The sequence below is a fragment of the Jatrophihabitans sp. sgz311053 genome, assembly GCF_056135305.1.
The window spans coordinates 66841-82735 of sequence record NZ_JBWAXP010000002.1 but is presented as its reverse complement, the minus strand read 5'-3'; the positions used below and the strand labels follow the sequence as shown (position 1 = coordinate 82735).

Here is a 15895-nt window from a genome sequence, read left to right as displayed (position 1 = left end):
GAACCTCGCCACGTGAGCGCATCCCCGACCCGGTCCGAGGCCGACGGTGAGCCTCCCGTCCGGCCCGCTTCCCTCACCGAGTGGCTCCGGGCACGCACGGACCGGCAGCTCGTCACGCTGCTGACGCTGCGCCCTGATCTGGGCCTGCCGACACCACCGGACATCGCGGCACTGGCCTCGCGTGCCGTCGTCCGCAGCTCGGTGCAGCGGGCGGTCGACGCGCTCGACGCCTTCACGCTGCGCACCCTGGAGACGCTCGTCCTGGCCGCGGACGACGCCGACACCGTCGAGCCGAGCGAACGGCCCGAACTGGCAGAGCTCACCGCCGACGACTCCGGCAGCGCCCTCGACGAGCTCTACGACCGCGCGCTGGTCTGGGGCGCGGCCGACCTGATCCACATCGTCCCGACCGCTCGCGAGGCGGTGGGGATGTATCCCGCCGGGTTGGGCCGTCCCGCCGCCCGGCTGCTGCGGCAGGTTCCGGACGCGCAGCTCGCGCCGGTGCTGCGCAACGCCGGCGTGCCACCCACCGCACAGCCGCGTGGCGGCGCCGCTGTCGCCGAGCTGCTCGCCGACCCACAGTGGTTGGCGGCGCGGCTGGCCGACCTCGACAGCGGCGAACGAGAGATCGTCGAGGCCCTCGCCGTGGGACCGCCGGTGGGCAGCGTCGGCAACACCCGAGCGGCGGCGACGGCCGCCGAACCGACCGCGGCGCAGCGGCTGATCAACCGTGGCCTGCTGGTGCCGCTGGACGCACAGCGCGTCGAGCTGCCCCGCGAGGTCGGCCGGGCCGTCCGCAGCGCGCTGAGTTCCGGACCCGCCGCGGCGCCGCCGGAGGTGGAGCTCGTCGAGCGCCGGCCCGACGAGCTGGACCGGCTCGGTACGACCGCGGTGATGGACGTGCTGCGCCTCGTGGACACACTCGCCGACTCGTGGACCGCCCATCCCCCGCCCGTCCTGCGTTCGGGCGGGCTGGGAGTCCGGGAACTGCGCCGCACGGCCAAGGACCTCGGCCTGGACGAGGGTTCCACCGCCGCCGTGATCGAGAGCGCCTTCGCGGCCGGCTTGCTCAACGCGACCACCGGCATGGAGCCGGTGTTCCTGCCGACCGGCGAGTACGACCTCTGGCGCGGACGCGACGTCGCCGCCCGGTGGCTGGTGCTGGCCGCCGGCTGGATCGGCATGACGCGGCAGCCGTCCCTCGTGGGGCGCCGCGACGAGCGTGATCGCGTCATCACCGCCCTCGGCCCGGACGTCGAACGCGGCACCGCCCCCACCCTGCGTCGCCAGGTCCTGGAGGCCCTGGCCGACCTGCCGCCGGGGGCTGCGCCGCGCCAGCGCGACGCCGTCCTGAACCGCCTCGCCTGGTACCAGCCGCGGCGCGCGTCGGCCCAGCGACCGGCCGCGGCGGCCGTGCTGGCCGAGGCCGACCTCCTGGGCGTCACCGCCGCCGGCGGCATCACCGGCTACACCCGAACCCTGCTGGCGGGTTCGGCCACCGCCGCCGAGCACGCGCTCGACCTCGCCCTCCCCGATCCGGTCGACCACTTCCTCGTCCAACCGGATCTCACCGTCGTGGTGCCGGGGCCGCCGACGCCGCAGCTGGGGGTCGAGCTGGGGCTGCTCGCCGAGCTGGAGTCCACCGGCGGCGCCAGCGTCTACCGCATCACCGAGCGCTCGGTGCGTCGAGCGCTGGACGCGGGGCGCTCCGGCCAGAGCGTCACCGCCTTCCTGGCTGCGCACTCGCGCACCCCGCTGCCGCAAGGCCTGACCTATCTCGTCGACGACGCGGCCAGACGCCACGGCGTGCTCCGGGCCGGTGCCGCCGGGGCGTACCTGCGCAGCGACGACGAGGCCCTGCTCGCCCGGGTCGTCGCCGACCGCGGCACCGCCAAGCTGGGACTGCGACTGCTGGCCCCCACCGTCGTGGTGGCGACCGCGCCGGTGACCGACGTCCTGGAGACGCTGCGCGAGGCGGGCTTCGCCCCCGCGGCCGAGGCCCCGGACGGTGAGCTGATCACGCTCGGCGTGGAACCGCCCCGCGCCGGGCCGCGGCCGAGTGCCCGCTCCGTCACCAGTCGCGGCGCAGTCGATCCCACCACCCAGGCTGTCGAGCTGGTGCGCAAGATCCGCTCCGGCGACGCGCTCGCCGGCCACGATCCCCGGGTCCGGGCGATAGCGGTCGCGACCCCGGGTGTCACCTCGGCCGGGACGATGGAGACGCTGCGGACCGCCGTCCGCGAGGCCAGGCTGGTGTGGTTCGGCTGGGCCGAGGCAGACGGCAGCACCACGGCCCACACGCTGCAGCCGATCTCACTGGCCGCCGGCACCGTCCGCGGGTACGAGCGCGGCCGTCAAGGGCTGGCGTCCTACCCCGTCCACCGCATCACCGCGATCCGGCTGCTGGACGAGCCCGACGACGACGGCAGCGACACCGACCCGGCTCGATGAGCCTGCTGACGACACGCACGCCCGCTGCCCTCTGGCGCATCCCGGCGTGGATCGCGATGACGGTCCTCACCGTCCTCGTCACCCACGGCACGGCTGGCCGGGTGGCCGCCGGGGTGCTGATGGTCTCGTCCTGGCTGGCGCTGCAGCTCATCGACGAGGGGCGGCGGCTGGGCGGCTGGGCGGTGGCCTTCGCGACCGCCACCGGGCTGGCGACCTGTGTCGTCGCGACCAGCGGTGCGGCCCCGGTCCTCGTCTGTGTCGCCGCGGCGAGGGCGCCGCAGGTGCTCGCCGGCCGCTGGCTGCGCGCCTTCGTCGTCCTCGGCGCTGCCGGCTTCGCCCTCACCATCGCCCTCATCAGCCACTCGGTCTTCGGCCTGCTGGCGGGGCTGGCCGTCCCCACCCTGGTGCAGCGCACCGTCGAGCACCGGGAGCTGGTGCGCGAGCGCGACCGCGCCCGGGCGCTGCTCGCCGAGGCGCAGCAGGGCCGAGAGGCGGAGGCCCGCGCCGCGGCGCTGCAGGAGCGCGGCCGGATCGCCCGCGAGATGCACGACGTGCTGGCCCACAGCCTCGCCGGGCTGTCGGTGCAGCTGCAGGCGGTCCGGGCCATCGCAGCCCGAGAGCAGGCGGGACCCGCCGTGCTCGAACCGTTGGAGAAGGCCGCTGCCCTGGCGCGCGAGGGGCTCGGCGAGGCGCGCGCCGCGGTGAGCACGCTGCGGGACCCCACCGGTCTGGGCCTCGCCGAGCTGCCCGCCCTCGTCGCCCGGCACCCCGGCCAGGCGGTGCTGCGGACCTCCGGCGAGCCGGGCACGGTCTCGGCGGAGGCGGGGCACGCGGTCTACCGTGCCGTCCAGGAGTCGCTGACCAACGTGGCACGGCACGCGCCGGGCGCGGCGGCGACGGTGGCGGTGTCGTGGACGCCCGGCGAACTCACGGTCGAGGTCCGCGACACCGGGCCGGCCCCCGGCCGGACGGCGGTGGTCGGGGCCGGGACCGGACTCGGGCTCTCCGGGATGTCCGAACGGCTGCGAGCCGTCGGTGGCGGCGTGGCGGCGGGACCGGCCGACGAGGGTGGCTGGACGGTGCGCATCACCGTCCCGCGCGACGAGACCAGGGAGGACCAATGACCATCAGCGTGGTGCTGGCCGACGATCAGGCGGTGGTCCGCGACGGGCTGCGGCTGCTGCTCGAGGCGGCGGGCGAGGTCCGGGTGCTGGCGGCGGCGCCGGACGGTGACGCCGCGGTGGCCGCGGTCCTGGAGCACCGGCCGGACGTCGCGCTGCTGGATCTGCGCATGCCGGGGCTCGACGGCGCGCAGGTGACGGCCACGCTGGCCGAGCAGGCGCCGGAGGTCCGGGTGCTGATCCTCACGACCTTCGCCGACGACGACGCCGTGCTCCCGGCGCTGCGGGCCGGGGCGGTCGGCTACCTCACCAAGGACGCCTCCGGGGAGGTCCTGCTCGCCGCGATCAAGGACGTCGCGGCGGGACGGACGGTGCTCGACCCCGACGTCCAACGGCGGCTGGTGGAGCTGGTCCGGGAGCGTCCGGCACCGGCGGCACCCGCCGCGGAACCTGACCTCGGCGGCCTCACCCGCCGCGAGGTGGACGTGGTCCGGCTCGTGGCCGAGGGGTTGAGCAATCAGCAGATCGCGCGGCGACTCGTCGTCAGCGAGGCGACGGTGAAGACCCATCTGAACAACACGCTGGCCAAACTGGACGTGGACGGCCGGCCGGGCCTCGTCGCCTGGGCGTGGCGACGCGGCCTGGTGCAGAGCTGACGCCGGCTCAGCGGTCGTCGGCCGGCGGGTCGTCGAGCAGGCCGAGCTCCAGGGCACGCCGGGTGAGGTCGGCCTTGTTGCCGACGTCGAGCTTGACCCGGAGCCGCTTGACGTAGGTGTTGACGGTCGCGGTGCTCACCGACATGCGGCGGGCAGTCTGGGCGTGCGTGAAACCGGAGGCGACCAGCCGGAGCGCCTCGCTCTCGCGCGGCGTGATGCTCTCCAGCACCGGGTCGGGGTCGACACCCTTGGCCGCCAACGCGGCAGCAGCTCGCTGCTGCACCTGGTGACGCACCGTCTCGCTCAGGTAGGCCGCACCTCGGGAGGCCGCGAGGGTGGCCTCGGGCAGCTCGGTGATCGCATCGTCCGCGGTGAGCAGGCACGGCACGCCGGCGGCGAGCAGTGCCGCCACCGCAGTCGAGTCGACCTGCTGGCGGAGCACGACGACGATCCGGGAGCGTCCGGCCAGTACGGTGGCGACGGCGACGGCGTCGTCGTCGCGGGCGGCGAGCCAGACGGTGACGTCCGGCGCGGGATCGAGCTCGGCGAGCTCGGCCGCGTTCTCGACGGTCCCGATGACGTCGACGGCGTGGCCGTGCAGGGCGGAGGCGACGCCGAAGGCCGCCATCGGATGCTCGGCGGCGACGACCACGCTCGGCAGCGCGGTGCTCACCGGTCGCGGCGGCACCGGTGCCGCCGGGGTGGTCGGCGCGTCCCACACGGGTCGGAGGTCAGGCACGGCCCGCAGCTCGGTGGCGATGGGGACGGTGGCGAGGTTCGCCGTCACCGGCGCGCCAGTCGTCGGGAGCGAGCCGGGGACGGGGCGGAGCACGCTGAGTCTCCTCGATCGGACGGACCTCGCCCCGGCGCTCGGCCGGAAGCGAGGCGGGGGAGGTCACATCTCAGCTGGTTCGACGCTGGGCCGTCGGGCGACGGTCAGCAATATGAACTGGCTATGGATGTACACCCGGCGAATGTACACAGCGCGAACAAAAACGCAAAGAGTTAGCCCTGAGTTGATTCGTCCGATTCATGCCGGGGTCCCTGCCGGACATCGACGAGACGTCGCAGCTGCTCGACGACGAGGAGGTCGGGCACCCCGGCGTGGACACGCCGCCGCATCGGCCGGCCGTGTCCCGGCGCGATCCGCACCACCATGCGCCGGGGGGTGGTCCTCGGATCAGGGACGGCTGGCCCCTCGGCGAGGTCGGCCGCCGCAGCGACGACCGTGACGCCGCGCAGCTCCGGCTCGTGCGCCGCCACCCGCCGCGCCCGTTCCAGCCACGACTCCCGCTCGGCCGGAGTGATGCCGTCGGTGTCCTCGAGGACGATCACCCATCCGTCGGTGCCGTCCGCGGCGACCTCCGACCCGACCAGGTCGGGGACGGCGGGCTCCGGGCCGGCCGACGCGGGGATCACGGGCTCGCGAACCATGGGTTCGGCGAACTCCGACGCCGGGACCTCCGACGCCGGGACCTCCGACGCCGGGACCTCCGACGCCGGGAGACGGACCCGCAACCCACCGGGGACCACAACCGTCGTGACCACCCCGTCGACCGTCACCTCGACCACCAGGTCGGCCACGTGCAGCTGCAGCGTCGCCGAGGTCTCGGTGGGGACCGCCGCGCTCGGCAGCGCCGACGTCCCGGCGACCTGCCCCTCGCGACGGCCTCGGCCGGCGACGGCTTCGGCGCTCGGTGTCCACACCGGCGCCGTCGCGGTGCCGGGGTCTCCGGGCGCGACCGCCGGCACCGATCCGGGCGCGGCGCCGGTGGGGGTGAGGTCCAGCTGCACCGCGCCGGTGGTGCGCTGCTCGCCCGTCCGCTCGCCGCTCACCTTCACCGTCGCGGCACCGCCGGTCTGGACCGGCCCGGCCGGCCGCGCGTCGCGCAGCCCGAAGCTCAGCGTCACCTGCCGCGGCCCGGGCAGCCGCAGTGACTCCGCAGGACGGGTGTTCATCGCGCCCACCACCGTCGCCGGCGTGAGGACCGGGCCGGGGGCCGACCCGGTGCGCCGGGCGATCTCGTCGGCGACGGGACTCAGCGAGACGTCCAACACGCGCGAACCCGAGGGCAGCGGCCGGGTGAACGCGACCGCTGCGTCACCGGCGCGCTGCGGCACCGCCAACTCACCCTGCGGCACCTGCAGCCTGATCGTCGAGACGGCGCTGCCGGGGCCGGCGGCCTCGGGCCGGGCCGGCGTCGGCAGCACCGGCACCAGCGGCCTGCCGTCGACACGCAGCTCCACCAGCCAGCGGACGGTGCCGGTCATCGGCACGGCCGGTGTGTTCGGGTGTTCGGCCTCGGCCGTCGTCGTCTGCTCGGTGGTCGTGGTGCGTGTACCGGTGGCATTCGCGCGGACCTCGCCGCCGGCCGAAGCCGCCCCGTGGGCCCGCGACCAGGACGAGGAGGTGAGCCCGTCCAGGCCGACCGTGCCCCGAGCCCCGACCTCCCGCGTGGTCGTCTGCCGCTGCCCCTGCCGGACTTCCTGCGTCCGCTGCAGCGTCACCGGGGCAGCAGCGACATCGTCGGCGGGACGGACGTCCGCGACGGCACTCACCACGACCTCGACGACCACGGCCCCCGGCCCGTTCTCGGCGGCCGCACGCAGCCGGGCACCGCCGTCCAGCGCCGCCGCGAGCAGCTCGCCCCGGCCAGCCGGTGCGGTCAGCCGAGCGAGGTCGTGGCGCAGCGACTGCCGGATCCGGGCCAGCCGCTCGGGTCCCACCCCGGCACCCGACGCGCGCTGCGCCAGCGAGTCGGTGGCGAGCCCGTCGACCAGCCGCTCCACCTGCTGCCGCAGCGGGGCGACGTCGAGCTCGTCGATCCACGACCCACCCCGGCCGAGGAGGGCCGACGGCTCGCCGGTGGCGGGCGGCGCGACCTCGTCGGGGGCCTGCGGGACCTCCGCGGTCACGGTCAGCCGGACCTCGGCGACCGAGCTGCTGCCCGCGGCCGTCCCCAGCGGCAGGTTCTCGGCGGCCTGCCCGGTCCGCCGGGTCTGGACCGTGCCGGCGAGCACGAGGTCGTACTCCACGACCTGCAGCGGAGCCGAGCTGGTGCGATGCCGGGTGTCGACGACGGTGAGGCCGTCGCGCGCGGCGCTCGCCGTCGAGGCACCGGCTCGGGCGGAGACCGTGGGACGGACGCGACCACCGTCTGCGGCTGACGAGGTCGCCCGGCCGGTGAGCTCGACCTCGCCCCGCAGCCCGCTCCCGGCCGTCGAGGTCTGCTCGGTCTCGGTGACGGCGCTGCGCCGCACCGTCGCCGCACCGCTCTCGGTCGCGACGACCCGGCGGCCGACCACGTGGCCGGTGATCACCAGGTCGTCGACCTCGTCGCCGAAGCTGCCCGACCGCAGGCCGGGCGCGGGACGCCAACCACCGGCGAGGATCTCGGGGAGGTGGGCCAGCACGTCCGCCTCGCGCAGCCGCCGACCGACGCCGGTGGCGTCCTGCGGACCGGTGACGCCACCGCCGAGCGCCCGACCGAGCCAGCCGGCCGCCTCGGACGCACCGCGACGGGCGCGGTGCACGGCGGCGGTGACCTCGTCACGCAGCTCGTCGACGGCACGGGGCGACAACCGCAGCGGCACGGCGCCGGGGTCGAGGTCCCGCGCGGGGAGGGTCGCCACCTGCGCCGGAGCGGCCGTCCCCTCCGGCAGCGCGAGCCGCTGCCGTCCGGTGACCACGGTGTGGCCGACGACGTCGTCGCCGTCGTGGACGGTGATGTCGAAGGCGACCGGCTGCCGCAGCAGGTACGTCGTGGCGTCGGGGCGTTGCACGCGGTGCTCGTCCTGGACGGTGGTTCGCTGCCCGGTCTCGGTCGAGGTGGTCCGCTGCCCGTTGAGGCCCCCGCGGAGCGTCCCCGTGGTGCCGCCCGCCCCAAGGCTGGCCGTGGCGTCGGCGCTCACGCCGCTCTCGCCGCTGCCGGAGCGGGTCTCGCCGCTGCGATGACCACTGCGCAGGCCGTGCCGACTGCCGACACCGGTGTCGACGTGCTCGAGCGTCGCCGGGCCAGTGGGGTAGCGGGTGACGGTGACGGTCCGCAGCGCGTCCCGGTTCGTCGCGGTGGCCCAGGCACGACCGACGCGCACGACCGCGACCGCCTGCGACCCGTTGGCCAGCGCCGAGGCCGAGAGGGCCTCCGACAGCACCCGACGGGCCTCGGCCGCTTCCCGATCGTCACCGGTGAGCTGCAGCAGCGACTCGGTCGCCGCCAGCACCTCGCCGGCCGGCTCGACCGCCGTCACGGTCGCCCCGCCGAGTGCGGCGTCCGGGAGCGCGGCGACGACCTGCCGATCGGCGTCGGTCGCCTCTCGCCGGGTGTCCTCGGGCACCAGCATGCGCGCGCCGCGGGGCAGGGTGGTGGCACCGGAGCGAGTCCGGCCGGCGCCGGTGACGCTCCAGTGCACGGTGAGCGGGACGTCCCACAGCCGCATCTCGCCGCTGCGCTGCACCGCCAGGCCGACGCGGGCGCGCTGGGCGATCTCGGCCACCTGCCGGCGGCGGCCGCTGGTCCCGGCCGTCACGGAGGCTACGACGTGATTGAGGACGTTGACCCCGACCCCCAGCGAGGCACCGGGCGCGCGCTCGGTCGTCGTGGTGGCGCCGCTGGTGTGCTCGGTGGTCTGCTGCACCCGCGAGGTCACCGTGAACGGGTCGCTGACCGCTGTGGCGGGCGGAGCGCCGTCCCCGGTGTGCAGCTCGGCGCGGAGCTCGATCTGGTGCACCGCGGCGCCGGGACGGGCCTGCAGCGGCGCAGAGCGCAGCGGTCCCTGCCGCAGGTCGGTGAGCAGGTCGGTCAGCCGCTGCCCGCCCAGGAACGTCGTCGCCGTCTCCCGCGACGCCGAGCCGGGTGCGGTGAGCTCGTCGGGCAGGGCGTCCAGCACGTCGTCCTGCAGCAGCCGGCTGTCGTTGACGGTGAGCGCGACGGCCGAGTCGATGCCGGCTCCGAGCGCGGCGGTCTCGGGCGCGGTGGTCAGCCCCGACGGCACGGTGAGCGTGATCGACTGCGGCCGGTCGACGACGACAGGGGGCCGTGGCGTGCCACCGTCGAGGCGGACGATCCAGCGCGCGGCGTACCGGAAGGTGGCGCGGACGCCGTCGTAGCTGACGGAGGTCGTCTGCTTGCGGGCGGTGGCGACCTCCGCCGAGCGCGCGGTCCGCGTCAGCAGCCCGGTCAGCCGGGGACGCAGGAAGAGGGTCGGCGCGGCACCGACGGGGAGCGGCAGCATCACCGGCAGCGGATTCGTCGTGGTCTCCACCGCCGCGCCACCGCGGGTGATGGACGTGGTGGCGGACTGCTCGGCCTCCAGCTCGATGTCCTCGTCCCGACCGGCCTCGGCGGGCGTCGGGTCCGAGACGACGAGCTGGACGTGAGCGGTGACGGCGCCACCGGGGGTGCGCAGCGTCAACGGGACGCCGTCGCCGGTGAGGGCCCGGTAGTTGGCCCGGACTCCGTCCGCGGAGAGCAGGAAGCGCAGGTCCTGCCACGCCGACGCGCTGGCGCTCGGATCCATCCCCAGGGTGTCCGCGACCCGCTGCACGACCGGGGCGGTGTCGCCGACCTCCTCGACGCGGGCGAGCACCGGGTTGACGGCCGCGGCCGAGGCGACGTGGGGCACCGGGCCGGGACCAGGCGGCGGGGCGTCCGCGTCACCGCCGGCTGTCTCCGTCGCGGCCGGGGCGCGGACCGCCGCCACGACCTCCCCGGCGACGGCCGCCACGGTCTGCGGGTCGGTGGTCGCGAGCACCGCAGCGGCGACGAGGGCTGCCGCATCGGTGCCGCCTTCGGCGATGGCAGCCGCGGTGCGGTCGACGATGTCCGTGACGAGGAGCGCCTCGGTCGCGGCGGCGGCGTCCCGACCGGCCTCGGTTCCCGGATCGACCCCCCGCTCCGCCACAGCGTCGTCGGCGGCCCGACGGGCCAGCCGGCGCACGGGGGCGAGTGCTTCGGCCAGGTCCGCCTGCGCCACGCTGTCCGGCGCCGCGGCCCCGCTCGGACGACGGGCTGCCACCTGGTCGAGGACGACGCCGCCGAGGTCCCTCGCGTCGTCGTGGTGGGAAGGCGTGGTCGGGGTGACGGCCCGCGGCGGGGACGGTGCCTCGTCGTCGGCGGCGTACCCGTCGTCGTCGTCGGGGGTGTCGACGGGGGTGTCGACGGGGGTGTCGACGGGAGCCGTGCCGATCGCGGGCCGCAGTCGCTCGACGAGGTCGTGGATGGCCTGGCGGCTCAGCGCCGCCTCGGCGACGCGGGCGACAGCCGCGCCGGAGTGGGCCAACTCCCCGGAGCGGAGCAGATTTTGCGCGGTGATGAGCAAATCGTCGATGAACGTGGTCTCGACCTGGTGGAGGAACGGCAGGTCAGCCGGTCCGCGCAGCAACCCGAGGTGCTCCAATGCCTCGGCCCCCCGGTTCCGGATCGCGCGGACCGCTTGGTCGATCGCGGTGTCCAGCGACGGGATGTCGTCGGCCCAGAGCTGTCCGTGGGTCACACCGGGAAGATCCAGCAGCTCCGCACCCCGGACCACAGATCGCTCGACCACGTCCTCGATCGGGTCGAGCACGGAGGTCTCGGCGGCCCGGGGCGCGAACGGACCAGGGGTCGGCGGCTCGTCGTCGTCCCCACGCCGTGACGGGACGACCGGTCCGAGCTCGCCGTGAGAGTCGGAGTGTTCGGAGTCGCTCTGCTCGCCGCGGGTGGAGTCGGTGTCCCACGCCAGGGGGCGGTTGGGGTCCTCGTGTGAGCCGTACGAGGACCCGCCAAGGCCGATGAGAAACTCGGCGACCTCCTGCGGCGTCGGGTCCGGATGCGAGAACTGGTCCACCGGGATGGAGTTGCCACCCTGGTGCCAGCCGCCGCCGCGGTGCGCGCCGGGACGATGCTCGAAGACGGTGGCGTCACAGGTGATGCAGGGCCTGCGGTTGCCACCGGTGAGGTCGCGCGGCAGCCGTAGCGAGCCGATCTGCCCGGCGGGCACGCCGCGGGAGAGGGCGAGAAAAAGGCGAATGCGACCCTCGGCGTGCAGCGAACCGGTGCCGACGGCCGCGACGGTGAACGGCCTCGTCATGGCCTGCCGGAACGCCTCTGCCTGCTCGGCACTGGCGTTGGCGAGCGCCATTGAGTCGTCCCCGTCGAGCAGGGTCTGCAGCGCACGATGATGCTGCATCGCACGCTCGAAGGTGTGGACGTCGATGAGGGTGTTCGGCGCGCCGAGAGTGGCCGAGAGCTCGCGCAAGACGTCATGTGCGGGGCGTCCGGCGACCCAGCCGGCGAAGGCGGCGTTGGCGGCGTTGGTGTTGGTGGCGACAACGAAGCGCTGCTCCTGCAGGTCCAGGTGAACCTGCACCTCGGTGCCGCGGGGGCCCGCCTCGTGGCCGAAGCGGAACGCGGTCGCGATGTGGCGCAGCGGCTGGTTGACCCCGTTCCACTGCGAGCGGCGCGGCGCGTAGGCAGGCTGCGCCGTGCCCGGCTCGGGGACGATGACCCCGCCGAAGGCGCGGCTGCCGCCGTCCATCACGCGAGGGTCGTTGCGGAGCACCTCGAAGGCGTCGGCCATGAGCCGATTCGGTAGGTAGGACTGCTGGGTCGCCCGCATGAGGGCTTTGGGGTCGCCGAGCACGCCGGATCCCGAGGCTGCCGCGGCCTTGCCTTTTCCCTTGGGTCCGGACGTCGTGGGTCCGGACGTCTTTGCCGGCGCCTTCCCCTTGCCCTTGCCCTTGCTCGTCGAGCCAGCGGTCTCGGCCGGCGCCTTGCCCTTGCTCGTCGAGACGGCGGTCTCGGCTGGAGCCTTGCCCTTCGACGTCGGTCCGGCGGCCACCACGTCGGCCGGCTTCGCCGAGGTGCTGTCGCCGACGCTCGCACCCGAGCGGTCAGGCGCGGACGACGTGGCGCGTTGCTCGCCCTTGTCCGCGGGCGGCGGGACGGACGAACTCTCGATCGGCTCGTTCGGACGAAGGGGCGATATCGGCGGAACCGCAGGCGCCGCCTCGGCGCTCGTCACCGCAACCGGATGCAACGGCGACCGCGGCGGGACAGCAGGCGGCGCCTCGGTGGCCGGCACCGCCTCGCTGCTTGTCGCCGCATCCGGACGCGACGGCGACCGCGGCGGAACCGCAGGCGGCGTCTCGGCGCTCGTCACCCCAGTCGGCCGGAGCGGTGACCGCGGCGGAACCGCAGGCGGCGCGTCGGCGCTCGTCACCCCAGTCGGCCGGAGCGGTGACCGCGGCGGAACCGCAGGCGGCGCGTCGGCGCTCGTCACCCCAGTCGGCCGGAGCGGTGACCGCGGCGGAACCGCAGGCGGCGTCTCGGCGCTCGTCACCGCAACCGGACGCGACGGCGACCGCGGCGGGACGGCAGGCGCAGCCTCGGTGGCTGCCGGCCCGGACGGACGCAACGGCGACCGCGGCGGGACGGGTGGCGGCGCCTCGGCGCTCGTCACCGCAGTCGGCCGGAGCGGTGACCGCGGCGGGACGGCAGGCGCGGTGTCGGCCTCCGCCGTCTCTGCCCCGTCGGGTCGGCCGGAGCTGGAGGACGAGGTCGAGCTGACAGCGGACGACGAACTCGTCGACGAACCAGGCGACGAAATCGGCGACGAATCAGACGACGACGAGGGGCTCCGCGTCGGTCCGGCCGGGCGCTCAGCGACCGACGGCGTCGGCCCGCCGGAGGACTCGGACGGCGCAGCGGGTCGCGGTTCGGCGGCTGCAGTCGTCTCCGCCGGCTTCGGCGCCGAGCCCTCGCCCGGCGCACCCGACGACCTCGGCGTCGCACCCGCAGTAGTCGCACCCGCAGTAGTCGCACCCGCAGCCGGCGCACTCCGAGTCGCAACACCCCCCGTTGCAGAGCTCTCGGACTGCACACCCGACGTCCTCGGCGGTGCGGCCGCGGCCGGCGCATGCTCGACGGGTGCGTCCGCCGTCTTCGGCGCCACCCCGGCCGACGGAACGGCCGAGACGCGGGTCGTGGCACCACCGGTCTCGGCACCCTCGGCCGGACGACCACCTCCGTACGTGGCCGGGGTCTCGGCAGCGGGGCGCGAGTTGGGTCGGAACCCCGCCGGGGTCTCCCCCAGCTGCTGACCATCACCGCGCGGACCGGTCGGACGGGCCACCGGCGCCGAGTCACCCGGAACAGTCGACCCGTCCTTCAGCACCCGGCCGGGACCGGTGAACGACGAGGACGATTCACCGGCGGGTCGCCCGCCGGGCTGCGCATCCGCCCCGGTGGCGCGAGCCGGGGTGGGAATGTCTCGACCGGCGTCGTCGGCGGCCGTCGCCGTCTGCGTGTACGAGCCCTGCCCGCGGTTCAGCGTGCCGTCGCCCTGCCGTCCGGCACCCGGCGCCGACGAGTGCGGGGCGTTCGAGAGCGTCGCCGGATCGGAGGCCGAGTACCCCCGACCGGTCTTGCGCGGTGCCGGCGGGGGAACCGACTTGGTGGCGGTGGGCGCACCCGTCGCCGTTGCGGGCGTCGAGGTCGGCTCGGCGGCGCGCCGAGCCTCCGCCGCGGCCGCCCGCACCTCACGCGCCTCCGCCGAACCAGCCGGCGGATCTGCACGACCGGACGACGTCGCACCCAGCCGCTCCCCCCGTCCACCGAAGGCATCCTCGGCAGCCGGACGCGACCCCCGCGGCGGCTCGGCACCACCCCGCGGCCCCGCGGGCACCGGCGACGACCCGTCACCCGAACCCGACGACCGCAACCGCGCCTCGGCAGCCGCCGCCCGCACCTCCCGCGCCTCCGCCGAACCTGCCGGCGGATCCGCACGACCCGAAGACGTCGCACCCAGCCGCTCCCCCCGTCCACCGAAGGCATCCTCGGCAGCCGGACGCGACCCGCCCGGCGGCTCGGCACCACCCCGCGGCCCCGCCGGCACCGGCGAGGAGCCGTCACCCGAACCCGACGACCGCAACCGCGCCTCGGCAGCCGCCGCCCGCACCTCACGCGCCTCCGCCGAACCAGGCGGCGGATCTGCACGACCCGACGACGTCGAACCCAGCCGCTCCCCCCGTCCACCGAAAGCATCCTCGGCAGCCGGACGCGACCCCCGCGGCGGCTCGGCACCACCCCGCGGCCCCGCCGGCACCGGCGACGAGCCGTCACCCGAACCCGACGACCGCAACCGCGCCTCGGCAGCCGCCGCCCGCACCTCACGCGCCTCCGCCGACTGCGTCGACCCACCACCACCGACATCCCGCGAACCACCACCGGCCGGCGGCGCGGCCGTCGGCTCGGCCCGCACCGGTGTGGGTGCGGCCTGGTCGCGTGCGACGTCCCGGCCGGGACCACCGGTGGTGGCCTCACCGTGCGTCGGCTCGCCGTGGCCTGACGCACCGCTGGTCCGGGGCGGGTCGGCGACGGCAGTGGCGGGCGGGTCGCCGGCCGAGGTGCGCGGCGCAGTGCCGCTGGCAGCCGCCGGCGGGTCGGTGGCCGTCGTCCGGGCCGGGCTGCCCCCCGCCGTCGCCGGCGGATCGGCGTCGGCGGGACGGGGTGGACCGGCCGGCGAGGTCCGGGCGCCGTCGGTGACGCCCTCGGATCGGGGCGGCTCGGACGTCCCCGCCGCCCGCGACGGCGCGACCGGTGCGGGTGCCGATTCCGTGGCGCCACGTGTCGGCGGCTGCGTCGGGGTGCTGCGCGTGGCGGCGACCGGCGGCGCCGCGACGACCCCCTCGGCGGCGGCGTTCTCCCGCGTCTGCGGTGGGCGCGGCGCGGCCACGGCGGCCTCCTCGCTCACCCCCGGCTGGTCGCCACCACCCCGGGTCGGCCGGGCCGTCGTGACACCGGCCGGCGGCGGGGCCACCACACCCTCGTCCCCGCCGACGGAGCGGCTGCCGCCGAGCGCGGCGGGCCGTGCGGAGACGGTCTCGCCACCGGTCGCGCCGGCACCGCCCCGAGTCGGCGGCGGCACGACCGGAGGTTCGGCGCCGGGCGCGAAGCGTGGTCCGTTGTAGACGGGGCTGGTCACCGGCCGCGGCCCCGCACCGCTGATGCTCGGCGGGTCGATGCCCTCGCCGGCGCGCCCGCCGATGCCCGGCAGGCGGCCCCCGGCGCCGAGTGCGTTCGCACCGCGGCCGAGGACGCCCAGACCGCCCGCGAGTCCGGCGGCGATGCCGGCCTGCTCCCAGTTCGGCTCGAACGGCATGCCGTAGGCGGCGGCCCCGATGCCCTGGGCGGCCAGGTCCAGACCGAAGTTCAGCGCCGCCTCGGTGGCACCGACGGCGAAGGTGGCCAGGACCCGTCCCAGCGCGGTGGAGAGGCCGGCGATGAGCGCGTCCAGCGCCGGGCCGATGAGGAGGTCGAGGCCCACGAGCAGCAGCGAGAAGACGCCCACCAAGATCATCACGAGCTCCATCTCGTGTTCCTTGGCGATGATCTTGTCGATCTTGTTGGCGTAGTCGTTGATCAGCTCACCGACGGTCCAGCAGGCCCGCGCCGCGGTCACCGCATCAGGGTTGTCGACGTAGACGTCGTTGGCCTTACCGAGCTGATCGGCAGTCAGCGACCCGCCGGAGGAGGCGAGCGCCCCCGCCGCGCCCGTCCAGTGACCGGGGAGGGCACCGGCCGCACCACGCACCGTGTTCGAGCCGTTGTACAGCGCGTCGCCCATGGCGAGCCACTGCTGGGCCAGCGCGTGCGCCTGCCCGGAATCCCACCCGCTGTACCCCAC

At 75.9% G+C, this 15895-nt stretch carries 5 protein-coding genes; 3 read left to right on the top strand and 2 right to left on the bottom strand.

Going from position 1 to position 15895, the window contains the following annotated elements:
- Window positions 1-12: 12 nt before the first annotated feature.
- The 3 genes from AC0NZQ_RS09225 to AC0NZQ_RS09215 are packed head-to-tail and all read left to right on the top strand — an operon-like array spanning window position 13 to window position 4228.
- Window positions 13-2451 (top strand): helicase-associated domain-containing protein, encoded by a 2439-nt coding sequence (locus AC0NZQ_RS09225; RefSeq protein WP_474529511.1) that lies wholly within the window; start codon window positions 13-15, stop codon window positions 2449-2451.
- Window positions 2448-3575 carry a sensor histidine kinase gene (locus AC0NZQ_RS09220; RefSeq protein ID WP_474529510.1) on the top strand — a complete coding sequence of 376 codons (1128 nt, stop codon included), beginning with the start codon at window positions 2448-2450 and terminating at the stop codon, window positions 3573-3575. The genes AC0NZQ_RS09225 and AC0NZQ_RS09220 overlap by 4 nt, the downstream gene beginning before the upstream one ends.
- Window positions 3572-4228: a response regulator gene (locus tag AC0NZQ_RS09215; RefSeq protein WP_474529509.1), complete on the top strand. Its 657-nt coding sequence runs from the start codon at window positions 3572-3574 to the stop codon at window positions 4226-4228. Before AC0NZQ_RS09220 ends, AC0NZQ_RS09215 begins: the two co-directional genes overlap by 4 nt.
- A 7-nt stretch (window positions 4229-4235) precedes the next feature.
- On the opposite strand, the gene AC0NZQ_RS09210 is transcribed toward AC0NZQ_RS09215, so the two are convergent.
- Window positions 4236-5060, bottom strand: coding sequence for a helix-turn-helix transcriptional regulator (locus tag AC0NZQ_RS09210; RefSeq protein ID WP_474529508.1), 825 nt, complete (start codon window positions 5058-5060; stop codon window positions 4236-4238).
- A gap of 173 nt (window positions 5061-5233) precedes the next feature.
- Window positions 5234-15895 carry a hypothetical protein gene (locus AC0NZQ_RS09205; RefSeq protein ID WP_474529507.1) on the bottom strand — a complete coding sequence of 3554 codons (10662 nt, stop codon included), beginning with the start codon at window positions 15893-15895 and terminating at the stop codon, window positions 5234-5236.

Coding starts and splice junctions, on each gene's coding strand:
- AC0NZQ_RS09215 (WP_474529509.1), top strand. CDS start 3,572: ATGACCATCAGCGTGGTGCTGGCCGACGATCAGGCGGTGGTCCGCGAC.
- AC0NZQ_RS09220 (WP_474529510.1), top strand. CDS start 2,448: ATGAGCCTGCTGACGACACGCACGCCCGCTGCCCTCTGGCGCATCCCG.